Source organism: Peribacillus sp. NPDC097198, from assembly GCF_044762055.1.
Classification (GTDB): Bacteria; Bacillota; Bacilli; order Bacillales; family DSM-1321; genus Peribacillus.
Genome location: NZ_JBIWDO010000005.1, coordinates 100,927 through 115,761 on the forward strand (window position 1 = coordinate 100,927; position 14,835 = coordinate 115,761).

The window sequence follows — 14,835 nt, forward strand, 5'->3', positions numbered from 1 at the left end:
TTTAAAAGGAATTTTATAGCCATTTGGTGTATGATTCTTACAATTATAATGTAAGCGGTAGCTCATTTGCAGAGGTAAAAAAGTATAAAAAGGAGATTGAAAAATAAAACGTTAGGAGAATACATATGCTCATCCTCATTCTGATCATCGCCTTGCTGCTTTATGGCGGTCTTGTCTATTATATCGGATGGCGGGGATATCGCTGGCTCCGCCCGGAATCATCAAGCCGGCGTTTCAAGATACTTTATAGCCTCGTCCTCGTGCTGGCAGCCAGTTCGCTTATTGTCGGCCGCATGTCTGGGCTCACCTTCATAAATATTGTGGGTGCTTATTGGATGGCATGCTTTTATTTGCTGTTACTGCTCGTTCCCCTTGCCCATATTACGGTAATCCTCTTGCGCCTAACTCGGCTACCAAGGCACATAACACATAAATGGGCGGGCATCGTCACGATAGGCTTGGTTGTTTTTTTTCTAGTATACGGGACATATAACGCATACAGCCCCGTTGTTCGCAACTATGATATCAAGATGGAAAAAGGCTCCTCTACTCTTGATAGCCTTCATATTGCGATGGCGGCAGATACACACTTTGGTCTGCTGTCAGGTAAAAATCACGCGGAGCGTTTGGTTAAGGAAATGAACGCGCTCCAACCAGATATCATCCTGTTGCCAGGCGATCTCTTCGATGATGATATTCAGCCTTTCCTTGATCAAAAAATCGATCAGACATTATCCAAGCTCCATGCCCCGTACGGAGTCTATGCATCGCTTGGAAATCACGATAGGCATGATGGTACGATAAAGGAACTAATCGAAGCTTTGGAACAGGGCGGAATCACTATCCTCTATGATGAGATCGTAGACGTTCAAGGGCAATTCACGCTCGTCGGGCGCAAAGACCGAATCGATCACGACAGGCGACCATTAGACTCACTGATGAATGGTGTGAACCTTACAAGACCTACTATATTACTGGACCATCAACCATATGAACTTGATAAAGCACAGCAGGCAGGCGTTGACTTGATGCTGTCAGGTCATACCCATGGCGGGCAGGTCTTCCCAGGCAACCTCATTACTGATGCCATTTATGAAAATGATCGGGGCTACTTGCAAAAGGGACAGATGCATTCGATTGTAACGTCCGGTTTTGGTTTTTGGGGTCCGCCTATCCGGATTGGTACACGCTCCGAAGTCGTTTCGATTCAAATCCAGTTCGAATAGGATAATTTCAGCAACGGCAAATCTTGTTTTTAGCAAAAGAAACCCAGTAACTGAATTCATGGTTACTGGGTTTTCTATTGTGTGAAATCATCTCGTAAAGTTACAGGTAATTCGTCCATTTATCGATTATTCTTGTTCATACGAAGTAATTGTTCGCTTAAATATTCAGGCGTTTCCTTGAATCCCCTGGATACCCATTCGATGACCATCCCCAAGATGGCGTTGGCCTGATAACTTGCCGTATAATCCGAATGAAAGTCATCTGGATGGAGGATGTTTTCCTCGATGGAATCCTTTAAATAAACGCGGATGATGTCAAATAACGTATAGTAATACATCAGTGGCGCCTTTCTGTTGAAAACAATGGAATAAAAGGTATCGAACGTCTTTACATGATGAAAGATACGGACCATATGTGGTTCTAAATTCGCAATATGATTGTTTGTTAAATGAAAGGGCTCATAATAGGCTTTCTTCAAATCAATCGTGATTTCTTCAAAGTATATTTCAAATAACTCCGGTACATCTTGAAAATGTAAGTAAAACGTGCCCCGGTTCACGTTTGCTACCCGGCAAAGTTCCGCAATCGAGATTTTTTCCAGTGGTTTTTCCTCAAGCAAGGTCAATAAGGCCGTTTGCAAATTCTTCTTTGTTTTGATCACCCGTAAATCTTTTTTCATTGTATTTCTCCTTTAACGGACACATCATCCTAAATCTGTCTATTTATGAACACATTCTACCATTTTTGTCGATTGTACATATTCATTCTTTTCATTATAATTTTTATTGAACAAGTGTTCAATAAAATGGTGTGTAAGGGGGAGTATATAATGAAATTAAAAGATAAAGTAGCAATCGTCACGGGTGCAGCATCAGGTATGGGGAAAGCCATTGCGGAAGGTTATGCAACTGAAGGGGCGAAAGTAGTGGTTTCGGATATGAACTTAGAAGGTGCTAAAGCTGTTGCTGAAGCGATCGTGGCTGAAGGCGGAACGGCATTCGCTATCGATACGAATGTAACGAAGGCTGAAGATTTAGAGCGCTTATTCGATGAAACGGTAAAAACATACGGTAAACTGGATATTTTAGTGAATAATGCTGGCATCATGGACGGCATGGAGCCTGTCAACGAAATTTCAGATGACCGTTGGGATATGATCTTTGCTGTAAACACGACAGCTGTCATGAAATCCATGCGCATCGCGACGAAACTATTCCTAGAGCAAGGACATGGTGTCATCGTGAATAACATTTCTGCGGGCGGCCTTCATGGCGGACGTGCAGGTGCAGCTTACACAGCTTCTAAACATGCGGTGGTCGGTTTAACTAAAAACACGGCATTCATGTTCGCTGACAAAAACATTCGTTGCAATGGCATCGCACCAGGTGCTGTCTTGACGAACATCACTTCATCGATGACTAGCGTTTCTGAAGTGGGTGTAGCTCGTCAAGGGTTGGGAATGGCCCTTAACCCGCGTGTCGGCCAAGCAGAAGAAATTGCTAAATTGGCTATCTTCTTAGGATCCGAAGATGCTAGCTTCATCAATGGACAAGTCGTTACAGCTGATGGCGGTTGGACAACTTATTAATCCAAACCTTATATTGAAGATTTTAATTTGATACGGTATACCTAAAAGCACCTCAAAACCTAGCGGTTTTGAGGTGCTTTTTTATTTCATAAATAGTAAATAGGGTTGAATTTCCATGGGTAGCGGGAGACAAAAGTTTGTCCTTCTTACCGGGGAGAGCCTTGCATAAATGGGTACATTCACGAACAGAATAGGAAAAGAAAAGGAAGGTCGGTGCCATGTTTTCATTTATAAAAGGAAAGCCTGATTCGGGAAATGATGAAAAGAATAACGGTCAAGATCCTTCTAGTGCTAAATTAAAAGACTATTTGGAGATGACATTGAAAGCGAATCTTGAAGTTTTGAAGAAGAAAACGGGGAACAGTTCGGATATCGTGATTCGATCATTATCTGAAAAAAACTTCAAGGTGAAAATTGCCATTGTATATATTAAAGGTTTAATTGACACTCAAACTTTACATGATTTCTTAATAGAGTCCATTCTTAATAATCCTGTGTTACACGAAAAGTCCATTCCTAAAGAGGCTTTACAGTTTATTGGCGAAGAGGTTATTGCTCTTGGAGAGATTAAAGAAGTTGTTGATTGGGATTCTTTATTCACGGACTTGATGTCAGGCAACACCATCATTTTTATAGATGGGGTAAGGGAAGCTCTCAGTGCCAGCACGCAGGGTGGAGAGAGACGTTCCATTCAGGAATCGACTACAAGTATTGCTATTCGTGGTTCAAAAGAGTCCTTTACGGAATCCATTGAGACTAATATAGCAATGGTTCGTAGAATAATTAATACTCCAGATTTGTGGAGTGAGTCCATGAAGATAGGTAAAACAACGAAAACGGATGTATCGTTATTGTACATAAATGGTATTGCAAAAAAGGAAATCATTGAAGAAGTGCGTACCCGATTAAAAAGGATTAACATCGATGGCATTCTTGAATCTGGATATATCGAACAGTTAATTGAAGATGAGACAAAAACGACGTTTCCGACCATCAACCATACAGACCGGCCAGATAAGATTGCAGGTAATCTACTTGAAGGGAAAATTGCCATATTTGTTAATGGGACGCCCTTCGTATTGCTTGTTCCCGCCTTATTTAATGATTTTTTTCAATCTGTTGAAGATTATTATGAACGGTTTGACATTTCTACGGCGATTCGCTTTTTACGTATCGCCATCTTCTTTATTTCTCTTGTAGGACCAGCAGTCTATATCGCTGCTACCACCTCCCATCAGGAGATGCTTCCAACAAAGTTGGTCATAATCATTGCGGCACAACGTGAATCGGTCCCATTTCCGGCATTTCTCGAAGCGCTCATCATGGAAATAACCTTTGAAATTTTAAGAGAAGCAGGCCTACGCATGCCTAAAGCGATAGGTTCGACTATCTCTATCGTAGGGGCGCTTGTCATTGGGCAGGCAGCTGTACAGGCAGGCATAGTCTCACCGGCAATGGTCATTGTCGTTTCAATAACAGCCATTGCCAGCTTCGCAACACCTTCGTATGAAGTGGCTATATCTGCACGTATGATCAGATTTGTATACATGTTAAGTGCCGCGGTATTCGGTTTCTATGGAATCACCCTTGCCTTTATCGTCCTAATTGTTCACTTATGCAGCCTGCGCTCATTCGGTGTCCCTTATATGTCTCCGTTGGCCCCATTCATAAAGGATGAAGTCGGAGATACGATTTTCCGTAGGCCACTTTGGGCTTACAAAAAGAAACCAAGATTAATGAGCGAATCTACTAATACTGGACAAGGTGAAACTCAGAAACCTAAGCCCCCAGGACCTCGCAACATGGTGAATTCTACCGTAAGAAAAGGTGGTCGCAATGAACCATAAATCGATTTTTCTTTATATGATGATGATAATCCCCATTTTCCTATCAGGGTGTTGGAACCAGAAGGAGTTAAACGACCTAGCCATCATTTCTGCTATGGCGATTGATAAGAATGATGATGGAACCTATACCAAGACGATACAAATAATCAATCCAGGTAACGTAGCAGGAGGGCTCCAGGGCGGTGGGGGCGGACAAAGTCCTGCTGTTTCCGTATACAGTGCTAAGGGGCATAGTACGCTGGAGGCTCATTTCAACGCAACATCGAAAGTCTCTCGTAGGCTCTATCATGCTCATGCAAATCTACTAGTCATCAGTGAAGAACTGGCAAAGGAAGAAGGAATTTCAACCATTTTAGATGCTTTTGAAAGGGATCCAGAAATCAGAGCCACATTAAAACTTGTGATTGCCCATGATACAAAAGCGGGGGATTTGCTTAAAACGTTGACGGCCATAGATAAAATTCCTGCAGAGAAAGTGAACGGCACATTAAAAATTACTGAATTAACAAAAGGAGAGCATTTGGAGGTTTCCATTCAGGAATTCATTTCTGTACTTACTGCCGATGGAAGGGAACCGGTCCTCAGCGGCTTTCGAATGAAAGGGAAGGTCAAACAGGGCAAAGATATGACGAATGTTCAAAAGTCGGAGCTCGATACAACACTGGAAGCGCACGGGCTAGCCATTTTTAGAGACGGGAAGTTAATTGATTGGTATCAGGGTGAAACCTCCCGAGGTGTTGTTTGGATACTGGACAGAATTAAAGAAACCGATGTTGAACTGGATTGGAGAGGGAATAAAAATAGCCTTGTCTATAATGTTATCCGTCAAAAAGTTAAAGTCACTGCTGACACGAAGAAGGACCTCCCTGTCATTACGGTACGAATCCGGGCGGAAGGAGATATTCGCGAATTAAGGACACCCATCAATCTAAATGATCCTTCTATAATTTTGGAATTGGAAAAAGTAGTGAGAAAAGAAATCAAAAAGGAGCTAGAAAAGACAGTTAAGAAGACTCAACTAAATAAAACGGATATTTTCGGATTTGGCGAAGTGGTTCATCGGTCCGACCCAAAGCAATGGGAAGGTATGAAAAGTGAGTGGAATGAAGCTTACTTCCCGAAATTGACCGTAAAGGTTGAGGTAGAAGCTTTTATCAGGCGGAGTGGGTTAAGAAAAAATTCATATCTTTCAGATATGTAAAGTCTAAAATGGGATGTGAATTTTATTGGAAAAGGCAAAGATCAGTACACATCAGCTGTTCGTGCTTATTGTCTTGTTTGAACTTGGCAGTGCGATATTGGTCCCCCTCGCGGTTGAAGCGAAACAGAATGCTTGGCTGGCTATACTAATTGGACTGTCAGGCGGGTTATGCTTATTTTTGATATATTATGCTCTTTTTTCGTACTATCCAGATATTCATTTGACCGAATATCTGCAAAAAATACTAGGTAGCTTTGTAGGGAAAATATTGGCTTTCCTTTACATCCTTTACTTTATTTATATTTCGGCTAGAGTCCTGAGGGATTTTGGGGAACTTTTGATCACGGTCTTCTTTCCAGAAAGTCCATTATTTATTATGAATGCACTGATGATCATAGTCGTCGTGTATACAATTAGAAAAGGGATCGAGGTCCTGGCCCGAACTGGAGAATTGATTTTTATTATTATCGCTTTTCTCGGCATCAGCGGCTTCATACTAATTAGTATTTCTGGAAGTATGCATATTTCTAACTTGCAACCTGTATTGGAAGAAGGATTAAGGCCAGTCCTAAAAACCGCTTTTACTACTCTATACTTTCCATTCGGTGAAATTATTGTATTCACCATGATTTTTCCCTTTTTGAACAAGCCCGAAAAGGTGATGAAAACAGGATTATACGGACTAGGGTTAAGTGGCGTGATTCTGGCACTGATCATGACAATAAATATCAGTGTACTCGGTGTGAGTCTACTTTCACGCACGCAGTTTCCCCTTCTTTCTACTATCCAGACCATAGAGCTAGCTGGGTTTTTAGAAAGATTGGATGTTACTTTTATGCTATCCTCTGTTTTTGCAGGCTTCTTTAAGCTAGGTGTTTTTTTCTATGCATCTGTGGAAGGTACCACTAATTTGTTCCAGATCAAAGAATCTTCTGTATTGGTTTATCCAATGGGGTTCATCGTCTTACTACTATCGATATTAATTGCCAGCAACTTTTCAGAACATGTATATAAAGGACTAGAGGTTGCTCCTTTGTATATCCATCTTCCCTTTCAGTTGGTTATTCCTCTTTTCCTTCTGCTCATTGCTTTTATCAAGAATAGGAAAGGGAAGGATGAAGGATTGAAAGTGAACTGATAAATCGGTGGGACCAAAATCTATGGGGAGCGTGTTAAGGCTTGAAAGTATTAGGAATCTCTATTTTGATATTTGTATGCTTGATTTTGTTTTCGTTAGGAATAGATATGCTCATAGGCTTTGATGTGCCCACTTCCATTATAGACACGTTTAATCCTTTTCTTGTCATGGAGGTAGAGGAAGTGGTTCTTTTCTTTCTTTTTATTATCTATATAGTTACCATTTCTACTCTAGCCATTTATCGAAACCGTAAAAAGAAGAAAGGAACAACAAAAGATTAAATACAAAAAACATAGTGCAAAACTCTTGGCTTTATTGATTAAGGGCTTTGGGAGGCGTGATTATAGTGGGTTGCTGCACAACCCCTTTTATCTGAATATTATGTAAAAATATGTATGATTAATAGTATAATAAATGAAAACTTATAGAATGATTGGAGAGATGGGGATGATTTTACATACAAGTATTTCAGGAGAAGGGTTCCCGCTTGTATTGATTCATTCAGGCGGTATGACGGGATTAACGGAGTATGAGGAACAAAGCGATTATTTTTCAGAGAGGAATTTCAAAGTGATTCGTCCTGATTTAAGGGGGCATGGTCAATCGGAGGGTCCGATTGATCATTATTTTAGTCATTGCGCAGACGACATCCATGACACATTGAAGGCATTGCGGATTGAAAAGTGCCATATTGCCGGAGTTTCCCTTGGCGGCATAGCCGCTTTATTGTTTGCTAAGAAATATCCCGAGCAAGTGTCATCCTTAACCTTCTCCGGAATTTTCCCCATTGAGCCGGATAATTGGAAGGAGCTTTCGAAACAGGAAGCAGAGCACCACGAACAACTATTTGAAAATGAAGAAGTGGTTTCGATTTTGGATGGAATGCATGGAAACAATGACTGGAAAGCGTTACTCCGCTCTTTTCAAGGAGACGATTTTTATCCGTTCGCCGAAACGGGTGATGTTTCCCATCTTCCTGTGCCGGCTTTGTGTATGGTCGGCGAAGCAGAGAAAAACGAAATTTCAGTGGCCGTAACCTATAAGCAATTGAATTCGGATATCCACGTTTCCATCATTCCATTCGCGGGACATTTGGTACATAGAGACCAACCTGAATTATATTCACGAACGCTACATACTTTTATAGAGTCACTGGATAACAATTCTTCGATAGTAAAGGGGTGAGTGAATGAAGAGTTGGAAGAACCCCATACTATTACTATCAGGAATAGGGGTTTCGTATCTAGGAAACTGGATTTACTTAATTGCCCTTAATGTTTCCATCTTGAACTTGACCGGTTCAGCGGCAGCGGTGGCTGGACTGTATATGATCAGGCCATTAGCGACATTGATCACGAATACCTGGTCGGGGAGTGTCATTGATCGGGTCAATAAACGCCGGTTGATGATGTCCATTGATGTCGTAAGAGGGATCTTGATATTCTTGATACCTTTTATCGGGTCATTATGGTCTATCTATGCGGTGCTACTATTAATCAATATTGTGGGCGCCTTTTTTGGCCCAAGTTCATCGGTCTACATAACGAAGCTCGTTCCTCTTGAACAGCGAAAACGTTTTAACTCCATCATGAGTTTGACCAGTTCAGGTGCGTTCTTATTGGGACCCGCCATTTCAGGAATCCTCATTATGTCGGTAGGGACCGATTTATGTATTGTGATCAATGCGATTACATTTTTCGTTTGTGCAGGTTTCATCTATTTTCTTCCGGATGTGGACGAAGATTTAGGTGATGTAGGAAGGGCCCCCGTTTCCTTGAAAACGCTCCTGTACGATTGGAAAGCAGTCATGGAATTCACGAAGGGAGCCAAGTTCTTCATAACAGTATACATCTTGTTTCAAGGGGCCGTGCTCATCGGTTATGCCTTGGATTCACAAGAAGTCACCTTCATTAAACAGCACTTGGAATTGACGGATAAGGAATATGGCTTCATTACAAGTCTCACGGGTGCTGGGGCATTGGGAGGTGCGGCCGTTGCGGCTGCGGTTTCCAAGAAACTGTCGCTTCGATACTTTGTAGGAGGGGGATTGTTCCTATCAACAATCGGATACCTGTTATTTTATGCATCCGTGGACTTTATAACGGCGACGTCAGCTTTCGTGTTTTTAGGCTTTGTGATGTCATTTGCGAACGCGGGATACGCCACCTTTTTCCAAAACAATGTACCGGTTGCGATTATGGGGAGATTTGGCAGCATGGCAGAAATGGTTCAAGGCATCGTACAAATTGTTTTGACGTTGTTACTCGGGTTAATGGCCGACTGGTTTTCGTTGCAAATGGTTTGTATCGGCTTTTGCCTATTAGGAATTGTACTGGCCGGGGCCCTTTGTCTGACCATATTCACCCCTTCCAAAGCACAATATTTTGAAGAAAAGGAAGAAATAATGACGGGGAATCTATGACTCTAGGATAGGAAAATCTTCTTCAAAATTTTTATGCCCCACCAAAGAAATACTGTCAATAAAGCACTTTCACACATGCTTAAACCACATACAAATAAGAGTCTTTCAAAATCTTCAAGATCATTGAAGCCATAGAGTGGAAGTTCCCAATTCTTAAAGATATTATGATAGCCAATTATAGCAAGTATTATAGGGAACAAAGACCAATAAAACTTATGGATGCGTTTAGGCAAATGTAGTTCCATATCCGTAACCTCCTTTGAGTCATTTTACATGAAAATCCGGTAGGGACCAAGTAAAAACAGGGAGTCGGTATATGCTGAAGATCAGAAAAGCAACAAGTGAGGATATGGAGTCAGTGTATCTGATGGGGTACGATGTTTGGGGAGAAAACATGCCTTCTGACGAATATATAACGATGTGTAACCAATCTAGTAAGTATAAGAAGGGCACATGGTACATTTTAGAAAATCCAGAAACAAAAGAGGTAATAAGTTCTCTTATCGTATACGAACTACCTTCATTAGAAGGTAGCACCAGTAGAGGAATTGGATCAATTGCCACCCCCTTTACCCTAAGGAAAAGAGGCTATGCGTCTGCCCTGATTCAACAAGTCATACAGGAGTTAGAGCGAAATGAAAAGTGTACGGATTTTTTCCTGTATAGCGATATCGGAATGGAATTCTATAACAAGTTGAAATTTATTGAGTTGCCACCTGCTAAGCAAAAATATAAGGATAGCATATGTATGTACTACTCAAAAGAAAATGATAGAGATCCTTTTGAAATCCCGGATTACTTTTAAAAAACAATTTAAGGAGGAGGTTATATGAATAATAAGAAAAGGTATATGATAGCTTCGGTGTTCTTGACGATTCTCATTGTCTTCATATGGGCGAATCCCTTTAAAAAGGAGATTTGGGATACGAATGCAAAGCTGCTCGAAGATAAGATCCTGACGATGGAGATACCGGACGAACCTGTGAATTTGACGGAGTTTACTCCATTTGAATGGGATAAAGTCTATTCATTTCCCGCGTATTATACAAAAGAAGATGTGTATGATACGGTCGGATATAAGTGGGATAGAATTAAGGAAACGGTCAACGAGGGCATGAATCAAATCGTGTTCATGAAAGAAGGGGAAGTCGTTTGTTACATATATGGCTACCCAAGCAATAATAAATTCGGCATTTCCTTTAATCACGGAGAGTATAGTTATGGCGATACCGTGTTATATGCAAAGGATAACGAAGTATTTACGGTGGTTAAAAAAGAAGACGTAACCTATTTGAACTTTGAAGGTGAAGAGTGAGTGAACCATCGGGGTCGCTTACCAATTTACCAATATATTAATCTTGGCTATGTATGAGATAGTTTGATATTTTCAAGAAATGAGTAACTTTAAAAAAGTTACCCATCCAACTAGTTAAGCTTTATTCTTATATGTATTTGCTAACTTCATAGTGAAAAATTGAGGAATTAAATTCACATGAGCAACAAATAAGAGAAAAGAAATCAAACATTCGAACATCATTTACTGCTTACTTTTCCAATCATCATAAAAATCTTTAAGTGTTGAATGGATGGCATGTAGGGCAATCAAGATTAGGTAGAGCATCATGACCGTAGCAATTTCCCCTGTAAAAAAAGCAATAATGGCGATACCCACTATCCAAAAGTAAAACATCATTTTATTCATGTACAAACCTCTTTCTAGTTTATATAACCAAATTTTAACACAATGCTAGAGGGGATAGATGGGCTTGTAAGGAAATGAACGTTGATTAAACAATTTTATATCGATATAAATATTGATTGATTAGGAGAGCAAAAATTATTTGGGTCTGGCAGTACACAGGTCAAGAGGACAAACAAAAAGGAGCCTTTATTTATGATTAATTACGATGGACGTACTTTTGTATCGACTGATAATACAGCAAACGGAGAGGTTTCTTCAAAAACCATTTTTGACTATCATCAAGAAGGGAATATTCTTTTCGCCACCTATAGCGGAGGGGACATCCTAAAAGGGACCATGATCGGGATTGTACAGGAAAATGGCTGCATCCAGTTTAGGTATAACCATGTAAATGTTCAGCAGGAGATCAGAGGCGGGCAATGCTTTTCCACACCTGAGTTCCTATCTGATGGGAGAATCCGATTGCAGGAAAAGTGGAAGTGGTCAGATCGTGATCAGAGTGAGGGGGAATCGATTGTTGAAGAAGTGACCTGCCCACAGTGATTCCTGTTGGTGAATGAATGCTGCACCATTCTGTATCCTGTCTAATCTAAATTAAATAGCGAATTATCTTTACATAAAATATGGGTAAAAAGAAAGAACTTTCAGAAAATGATTGACATTTTTTGAAAAAGTAAATATATTAAACCTATAAACTTTATTGGAATTAAATGAATTGGCTTACTGGTTAACCGGAGGCCCCTACGTTCACCACATGGTGAAAATGGGGGCCTCTTTTGTTTAAGAAAGGGGGGACTTGCGTTTCAGATATATACATATTGATCCAATGCAAGGAGCGCTAATGGGAAGAATCTTCAAAGGGATGTTCATGTGGTCCCTGAATCATAATTGAATAGTGTGGCTGACTAGACTTCTGGAGGCCTTCGTTTAATTGGAAAATTAATCGAGGGTCTTTTGTGTTTAAGAGCCCCGTAAATAAAGGAGAGTAAAAAATGAAAATGACTCGACAGGCCTTATTTTTAGTATGGATTGGTGCATTACTTGTGATAGTTGGTTGTTCTTCAGGGAAAGCAGTGGAGAAAAACCAGGATGGCTATGAAAAAGTGGAACTGAAGTATCAGGGATATGCTGGATCGGTACTCTATCCAGAACTGGCGGAGGATTTAGGTTATTTAGATCCGATTAAGTTAGATTGGGTGGGAAATGTGAATGGCGGACCTCAGGATATTCAAACGGCCGCGACGGGTCAAACGGATTTCGGTGGTGCCTTTAATGGAGCCATCATCAAATTGAAATCAAGCGGCGCCCCCATTAAATCGGTCATTGGCTATTATGGGAGTGATGAAGACACCTTCGTCGGCTTTTATACATTAGAAGGCAGCCCGATAAAAGATGCACGTGATTTAATCGGTAAAAAAGTCGGGGTAAATACGCTTGGAGCCCATCTTGAATTGGTTCTAAAGGAATATTTAAAGAAAAATGGCCTCACGGATGATGAAATCAAACAGGTTACGTTAGTGGTGGTGCCAACGGGGAATGGTGAACAAACATTACGCCAAAAGCAAATCGATGTCGTGGCTTTAAATGGAGCGGCACGTGACAGGGCACTGGATAATGGAGGCATCAGTAAATTATTTAGTGATTATGATCTATTTGGAACCTTTACGGCAGGAAGTTATGTCTTTACGGATAAGTTCATAAAGGAAAACCCGAATACCGTGAAAAAATTTGTGGAAGCAACTGCAAAAGCGATTGAATGGTCACGTACAACACCTCGTGAAGAAGTGATTGCCCGTTTTGAATCGATCATAGAGAAACGAGGTAGAAAAGAAGATTCGGAAACGGTTCAATATTGGAAAAGTCCGGGTGTTGCCGCAAAAGGTGGCTACATAAAAGAATCCGAATTCCAAGTATGGGCGGATTGGCTAGAAGCCAACGGGGAAATCAAAAAGGGCCAAGTGAAGTTGGATGACTTATATACGAATGAATATAATCCATATACGAAAGAGCTTGAAACTAAATGAATGGGGTGTGGATATGGCGGATAAAATTCGATTTGATCAAGTGACAAAGGTGTTTACTGTACGGGATACCGAAAAGGGAAAAGGCTCGAAGAAGGAGTTCACGGCGGTAAGGGATTTGAACTTCTCCGTGAAAGATGGTGAATTTTTAACGCTGGTCGGTCCAAGTGGGTGCGGGAAATCCACGTTGTTGGATCTGCTCGGTGGTTTAACGAAACCGACTTCAGGCCGTATCCTCCTTGATGGAAAGGAAATTACGGGACCTGGATTGGACCGCGGAATCGTGTTTCAGCAATATGCTTTGTTTCCTTGGAAGACAGCGCGAGGCAATGTTGATTTTGGTCTCGAAGCTAAGGGAGTTCCGAAGAAAGAACGACATGAACGGACGCAATATTACTTATCTTTGGTCGGGTTGGAGGGGTTTGAAGATCGTTTTCCTCATGAATTGTCAGGTGGGATGAAGCAGCGCGTCGCCATCGCTAGGAGTCTAGCTTATAATCCGGATGTGCTACTGATGGATGAGCCGTTTGCCGCATTGGATGCGCAGACGCGAGAAACCTTGCAGAGTGAATTGGTACGGATTTGGGAGAAGACGAAGAAAACGATCATCTTCATCACGCATGGCATCGATGAAGCTGTGTACTTAGGGCAGCGAGTCGCAGTAATGTCCACGAATCCAGGAACGGTCAAGTACATGGTGGATATCCCCTTGGATTCACGTTTGAACGAAGTGGACATTCGATCACATGAAGACTTTGTAAAAGCACGACATCATATATGGAGCCTTCTTCATGAAAAGGTCTATCAAGCGGCTTCCATTTAATTCATAAAAAAAGGAGTGGTTCATAGATGTCCAGTTTAGAAAAAGCTATTGCTGTACCTATTGAAAGAAAGCGGCCTATCCGTTTATCGTTTACCTGGCTTCAAAAACTTGTGAAGCAGACAGCCGTGATCGTCCTGTTACTAGCCATTTGGGAGATTGCACCACGAATTGGATTGGTGGATTCCGTATTCTTCCCCCCTTTCTCGGCAGTGGTTGCAGGATGGTGGGGATTGGTGACATCAGGAGAATTATTCGCCCATTTCAAGGCAAGCTTCTTCCGTTCGTTCATTGGGTTTGGGTTGGCTCTATTGATTGCGATTCCTTTAGGTCTGATCATCGGCTGGTTTCCTTTGGCCAAAGATTTTTTGAACCCAGTATTGGAGTTATTCCGCAATACAGCCGCGTTGGCCTTATTGCCCGTTTTTATCCTATTGCTTGGGATTGGGGAAGTGTCCAAAATAGCGATTGTCCTGTTCGCTTGTACGTTTCCGATTCTTTTAAATACCATCAACGCCGTTCAAAATGTCGATCCGTTGCTCATCAAGTCAGCTAAATCAATGGGATTATCCTCCCAGAAACTATTCTATAAGGTTATTTTGCCGGCCTCTATTCCGACTATTTTTACCGGAATACGGATGGCAGGGACGGCATCGATTCTCGTGTTAATTGCAGCTGAAATGGTAGGAGCCAAAGAAGGCTTAGGTTACTTGATCAATTATGCGCAGATGAATTTCCAAATCGCTGAAATGTACGCCGGGATCATAACGATTTCTTTGCTTGGATTGTTATTGAATTATGTTTTAGTGTCTCTGGAAAAACGATTCTCGGCTTGGAAAGTCAATCAATAATCGAAGGTAGAAGGGGTG

17 protein-coding genes are annotated in these 14,835 nt (G+C 41.3%); 14 read left to right on the forward strand and 3 right to left on the reverse strand.

Annotated features, from left to right (window positions below; translation table 11 throughout):
• Window positions 1-125 precede the first annotated feature (125 nt).
• Entirely contained in the window at window positions 126-1,226 is a 1,101-nt protein-coding gene (locus ACIQXQ_RS10490; protein ID WP_402957204.1) for a metallophosphoesterase, read from the forward strand.
• Between the two features lie 119 nt (window positions 1,227-1,345).
• Here the strand turns inward: ACIQXQ_RS10490 and ACIQXQ_RS10495 are convergent, their stop codons facing one another.
• Window positions 1,346-1,906 carry a TetR/AcrR family transcriptional regulator gene (locus tag ACIQXQ_RS10495; protein WP_402957207.1) on the reverse strand — a complete coding sequence of 187 codons (561 nt, stop codon included), beginning with the start codon at window positions 1,904-1,906 and terminating at the stop codon, window positions 1,346-1,348.
• A 150-nt stretch (window positions 1,907-2,056) separates the two neighbouring features.
• Between ACIQXQ_RS10495 and ACIQXQ_RS10500 the strand changes: the two genes are divergently transcribed.
• From ACIQXQ_RS10500 to ACIQXQ_RS10530, 7 genes are all read left to right on the forward strand, one after another.
• Window positions 2,057-2,815 (forward strand): SDR family oxidoreductase, encoded by a 759-nt coding sequence (locus tag ACIQXQ_RS10500; RefSeq protein WP_402957210.1) that lies wholly within the window; start codon window positions 2,057-2,059, stop codon window positions 2,813-2,815.
• A 218-nt stretch (window positions 2,816-3,033) separates the two neighbouring features.
• On the forward strand, window positions 3,034-4,662 hold the full coding sequence (locus tag ACIQXQ_RS10505; RefSeq protein ID WP_402957212.1) for a spore germination protein: 1,629 nt from the start codon (window positions 3,034-3,036) through the stop codon (window positions 4,660-4,662).
• A complete protein-coding gene (locus tag ACIQXQ_RS10510; protein WP_402957214.1) occupies window positions 4,652-5,863 on the forward strand; it encodes a Ger(x)C family spore germination protein in 1,212 nt (403 codons plus the stop codon). The genes ACIQXQ_RS10505 and ACIQXQ_RS10510 overlap by 11 nt, the downstream gene beginning before the upstream one ends.
• 25 nt (window positions 5,864-5,888) lie before the next feature.
• Window positions 5,889-7,001: a GerAB/ArcD/ProY family transporter gene (locus tag ACIQXQ_RS10515; RefSeq protein ID WP_402957217.1), complete on the forward strand. Its 1,113-nt coding sequence runs from the start codon at window positions 5,889-5,891 to the stop codon at window positions 6,999-7,001.
• A 41-nt stretch (window positions 7,002-7,042) separates the two neighbouring features.
• Entirely contained in the window at window positions 7,043-7,282 is a 240-nt protein-coding gene (locus ACIQXQ_RS10520) for a YczF family membrane protein (protein ID WP_402957220.1), read from the forward strand.
• Window positions 7,283-7,448: 166 nt separating this feature from the next.
• A complete protein-coding gene (locus ACIQXQ_RS10525; RefSeq protein WP_402957222.1) occupies window positions 7,449-8,186 on the forward strand; it encodes an alpha/beta fold hydrolase in 738 nt (245 codons plus the stop codon).
• A gap of 4 nt (window positions 8,187-8,190) precedes the next feature.
• Window positions 8,191-9,423, forward strand: a complete 1,233-nt coding sequence (locus tag ACIQXQ_RS10530) for an MFS transporter (protein WP_402957224.1) — start codon at window positions 8,191-8,193, stop codon at window positions 9,421-9,423.
• A 2-nt stretch (window positions 9,424-9,425) separates the two neighbouring features.
• On the opposite strand, the gene ACIQXQ_RS10535 is transcribed toward ACIQXQ_RS10530, so the two are convergent.
• On the reverse strand, window positions 9,426-9,668 hold the full coding sequence (locus tag ACIQXQ_RS10535) for a hypothetical protein (protein ID WP_402957226.1): 243 nt from the start codon (window positions 9,666-9,668) through the stop codon (window positions 9,426-9,428).
• Between the two features lie 71 nt (window positions 9,669-9,739).
• On the opposite strand from ACIQXQ_RS10535, the gene ACIQXQ_RS10540 reads away from it, so the two are divergent.
• Complete coding sequence (locus tag ACIQXQ_RS10540) at window positions 9,740-10,228, forward strand: GNAT family N-acetyltransferase (RefSeq protein WP_402957228.1); 489 nt, start codon at window positions 9,740-9,742, stop codon at window positions 10,226-10,228.
• Window positions 10,229-10,252: 24 nt separating this feature from the next.
• Entirely contained in the window at window positions 10,253-10,738 is a 486-nt protein-coding gene (locus tag ACIQXQ_RS10545; protein ID WP_402957230.1) for a hypothetical protein, read from the forward strand.
• Between the two features lie 222 nt (window positions 10,739-10,960).
• On the opposite strand, the gene ACIQXQ_RS10550 is transcribed toward ACIQXQ_RS10545, so the two are convergent.
• Entirely contained in the window at window positions 10,961-11,125 is a 165-nt protein-coding gene (locus tag ACIQXQ_RS10550; RefSeq protein WP_402873984.1) for a hypothetical protein, read from the reverse strand.
• 192 nt (window positions 11,126-11,317) lie between these two features.
• Here ACIQXQ_RS10550 and ACIQXQ_RS10555 point away from each other — a divergent pair, with 192 nt between their 5' ends.
• The 4 genes from ACIQXQ_RS10555 (at window position 11,318) to ACIQXQ_RS10570 (ending at window position 14,817) form a co-directional block, all read left to right on the forward strand.
• Window positions 11,318-11,668 (forward strand): avidin-fold protein, encoded by a 351-nt coding sequence (locus tag ACIQXQ_RS10555; RefSeq protein ID WP_402873986.1) that lies wholly within the window; start codon window positions 11,318-11,320, stop codon window positions 11,666-11,668.
• Window positions 11,669-12,117: 449 nt separating this feature from the next.
• Complete coding sequence (locus ACIQXQ_RS10560; protein ID WP_402873989.1) at window positions 12,118-13,149, forward strand: ABC transporter substrate-binding protein; 1,032 nt, start codon at window positions 12,118-12,120, stop codon at window positions 13,147-13,149.
• Window positions 13,150-13,162: 13 nt separating this feature from the next.
• Window positions 13,163-13,969 (forward strand): ABC transporter ATP-binding protein, encoded by an 807-nt coding sequence (locus tag ACIQXQ_RS10565; RefSeq protein WP_402874284.1) that lies wholly within the window; start codon window positions 13,163-13,165, stop codon window positions 13,967-13,969.
• A 26-nt stretch (window positions 13,970-13,995) separates the two neighbouring features.
• Window positions 13,996-14,817 carry an ABC transporter permease gene (locus ACIQXQ_RS10570; RefSeq protein ID WP_402873991.1) on the forward strand — a complete coding sequence of 274 codons (822 nt, stop codon included), beginning with the start codon at window positions 13,996-13,998 and terminating at the stop codon, window positions 14,815-14,817.
• Window positions 14,818-14,835: the final 18 nt, after the last annotated feature.

Excerpts from the sequence above, each read along its gene's own strand:
- ACIQXQ_RS10490 (WP_402957204.1), top strand. The coding sequence starts at position 126 with ATGCTCATCCTCATTCTGATCATCGCCTTGCTGCTTTATGGCGGTCTT.
- ACIQXQ_RS10495 (WP_402957207.1), bottom strand. The coding sequence starts at position 1,906 with ATGAAAAAAGATTTACGGGTGATCAAAACAAAGAAGAATTTGCAAACG.
- ACIQXQ_RS10500 (WP_402957210.1), top strand. The coding sequence starts at position 2,057 with ATGAAATTAAAAGATAAAGTAGCAATCGTCACGGGTGCAGCATCAGGT.
- ACIQXQ_RS10505 (WP_402957212.1), top strand. The coding sequence starts at position 3,034 with ATGTTTTCATTTATAAAAGGAAAGCCTGATTCGGGAAATGATGAAAAG.
- ACIQXQ_RS10510 (WP_402957214.1), top strand. The coding sequence starts at position 4,652 with ATGAACCATAAATCGATTTTTCTTTATATGATGATGATAATCCCCATT.
- ACIQXQ_RS10525 (WP_402957222.1), top strand. The coding sequence starts at position 7,449 with ATGATTTTACATACAAGTATTTCAGGAGAAGGGTTCCCGCTTGTATTG.
- ACIQXQ_RS10530 (WP_402957224.1), top strand. The coding sequence starts at position 8,191 with ATGAAGAGTTGGAAGAACCCCATACTATTACTATCAGGAATAGGGGTT.
- ACIQXQ_RS10535 (WP_402957226.1), bottom strand. The coding sequence starts at position 9,668 with ATGGAACTACATTTGCCTAAACGCATCCATAAGTTTTATTGGTCTTTG.
- ACIQXQ_RS10540 (WP_402957228.1), top strand. The coding sequence starts at position 9,740 with ATGCTGAAGATCAGAAAAGCAACAAGTGAGGATATGGAGTCAGTGTAT.
- ACIQXQ_RS10545 (WP_402957230.1), top strand. The coding sequence starts at position 10,253 with ATGAATAATAAGAAAAGGTATATGATAGCTTCGGTGTTCTTGACGATT.
- ACIQXQ_RS10550 (WP_402873984.1), bottom strand. The coding sequence starts at position 11,125 with ATGAATAAAATGATGTTTTACTTTTGGATAGTGGGTATCGCCATTATT.
- ACIQXQ_RS10555 (WP_402873986.1), top strand. The coding sequence starts at position 11,318 with ATGATTAATTACGATGGACGTACTTTTGTATCGACTGATAATACAGCA.
- ACIQXQ_RS10560 (WP_402873989.1), top strand. The coding sequence starts at position 12,118 with ATGAAAATGACTCGACAGGCCTTATTTTTAGTATGGATTGGTGCATTA.
- ACIQXQ_RS10565 (WP_402874284.1), top strand. The coding sequence starts at position 13,163 with ATGGCGGATAAAATTCGATTTGATCAAGTGACAAAGGTGTTTACTGTA.
- ACIQXQ_RS10570 (WP_402873991.1), top strand. The coding sequence starts at position 13,996 with ATGTCCAGTTTAGAAAAAGCTATTGCTGTACCTATTGAAAGAAAGCGG.